3 protein-coding genes are annotated in these 1,815 nt (G+C 23.3%); all 3 read left to right on the forward strand.

Annotated elements, in window-relative coordinates; translation table 11 throughout:
* The first annotated feature begins 237 nt into the window (after positions 1-237).
* Genes VN21_RS18390 through VN21_RS18220 form a run of 3 tightly spaced genes read left to right on the forward strand, consistent with a single transcriptional unit; the run spans position 238 to position 718 of the window.
* Positions 238-360, forward strand: coding sequence for a Clo7bot family Cys-rich peptide (locus tag VN21_RS18390; protein WP_152650786.1), 123 nt, complete (start codon positions 238-240; stop codon positions 358-360).
* A gap of 33 nt (positions 361-393) precedes the next feature.
* Entirely contained in the window at positions 394-516 is a 123-nt protein-coding gene (locus VN21_RS18395; RefSeq protein ID WP_152650787.1) for a Clo7bot family Cys-rich peptide, read from the forward strand.
* A 52-nt stretch (positions 517-568) separates the two neighbouring features.
* On the forward strand, positions 569-718 hold the full coding sequence (locus tag VN21_RS18220) for a Clo7bot family Cys-rich peptide (protein WP_084822009.1): 150 nt from the start codon (positions 569-571) through the stop codon (positions 716-718).
* Positions 719-1,815: the final 1,097 nt, after the last annotated feature.

Genomic DNA, 1,815 nt, shown 5'->3' on the forward strand with positions numbered 1-1,815 from the left:
TACAAATTTTATAATTTTTCTGCAATTTATACTATATAACAACAATATATACTTAAATATTGAATTCAATAAGAGCTTTGAATAAAGTAACAGTATACAATAAATTAGATTGATTTAAGTTTTAACACATATACAGATTAAAATTTCATATTTTCTTAAATTTGAACCGAATATAAAAATATTTTAAGTGAAAATGAATTTTAATAAATTAATCAAATGAAAAAGGAGGGAATGGTAATGAAGTTTATAAAAAAACCATCAAAAAAGTTTGAAGAAGGATATTGTTTTTTAGGTTGTGATGTTGACTGTGATTACTGTAATATTCACCAGTGTAATGTATGTATGATTTTACATAACTAAGCAATATTTAAATTAAAAAAGGAGGGAATGGTAATGAAGTTTATAAAAAAACCATCAAAAAAGTTTGAAGAAGGATATTGCTTTTTAGGTTGTGATGTTGATTGTCATCCTTATTGTAATGTTGTTGGGTGTGATTTATGTGTTCGTTATTGGTAAATTTTAAACATAGTAACTGTATGGAATTTTAATTAAAAGAGGAGTAAAAAACATGAAATTTATAAAAAAACCAGCAAAGAAATTTGAAGAAGGATATTGTTTTTTTAGTTGTGACATTAAGTGTGATAACCATTGCTCAAATAACTGTACCAACTACTACAGTTGTGGGAGTAACTATAGCTGTATAAGTTACAACGCATAATAAGTATATAAATATAAGTGTTTGTTATAAGATAAGGAATTTAAAGAATTCAAGATTAAAATTCAAATTGTATGGTTGCTTGTAAAATCGAATATGAATCTTTGAATAATTGATTTTACAAGCAACCATATAACACAAAATATTATTTGTGAGATGAGACGATATATTATGAACAAATCTAAATATAACAAGATAATTAAAAAAGCTATGGTTTTTAATAGTGCAACTTGTGCATTAGAAGAGGTAGGTTAAGAGATTTTAGTAGAAGAATGAAAGAATTAGTTGATAACGTAATTTAAAGTAATTATTTAAAGAATTTAATCATAGGTATTCTTATGTTTTTATGTTTATATACATCAATTGATTAGGAGTTTATTTCCAATAATTAATATAATAAGTTTATGAAATATTAAATAGCAATGCAGACATACACAGTATAATGCCGATATTTAATAGAGTTAATGAATCTATTGATTTAGAAACTGAAAAACTAGTGATGGAGATAGTGATATTAAATATATTGAAGAAATAGAAATGAAAAATTTTTGGTTTTAAATAAAAAAAGTGAAAGATATGTTGGAAGAGTTGTCAAAATATAGACTTGCAATAATAACTCACAATCTAATTTTATTAAATAAAGCAGGTTGTATTTATACTATGAAAATCGAAGAAATATTATAAAAAGAAGTTGTGAAACTTTAATAAAAGGTGATACATATCCCTCTAAACTTATGAATGAACTTTATAAATAATAGTATTGTAAATTTAATCGGTTATGTTAATTAGATATGACAAAATGATTCTTTAAGAGATCACTAAACCTATAGGTTAGTATTTGGTTTTAATATTATATTAGATTTAAAACTAAAAATATTATTTTGAAAATATATGGTTTAAATTAAAATTCAGTAGAATTAAAGCTTACAGGGAGTAATAAAATTGTAATCAGAATACTTATAATATTAAAAGAGTTCATAAATTTATGAGCTCTTTTTTGGATACAGTAAAAATTTTTTTGAGTAAAAGATGAAGTTGGTAGCCACATGAAGCGATTTACAGGCGTAGTACTAAAGCAAAGTAAATTCTAAAAATATATA

It is taken from the genome of Paraclostridium benzoelyticum, from assembly GCF_001006285.1.
Classification (GTDB): domain Bacteria; phylum Bacillota; class Clostridia; order Peptostreptococcales; family Peptostreptococcaceae; genus Paraclostridium; species Paraclostridium benzoelyticum.

Excerpts from the sequence above, each read along its gene's own strand:
- VN21_RS18395 (WP_152650787.1), top strand. The coding sequence starts at position 394 with ATGAAGTTTATAAAAAAACCATCAAAAAAGTTTGAAGAAGGATATTGC.
- VN21_RS18220 (WP_084822009.1), top strand. The coding sequence starts at position 569 with ATGAAATTTATAAAAAAACCAGCAAAGAAATTTGAAGAAGGATATTGT.
- VN21_RS18390 (WP_152650786.1), top strand. The coding sequence starts at position 238 with ATGAAGTTTATAAAAAAACCATCAAAAAAGTTTGAAGAAGGATATTGT.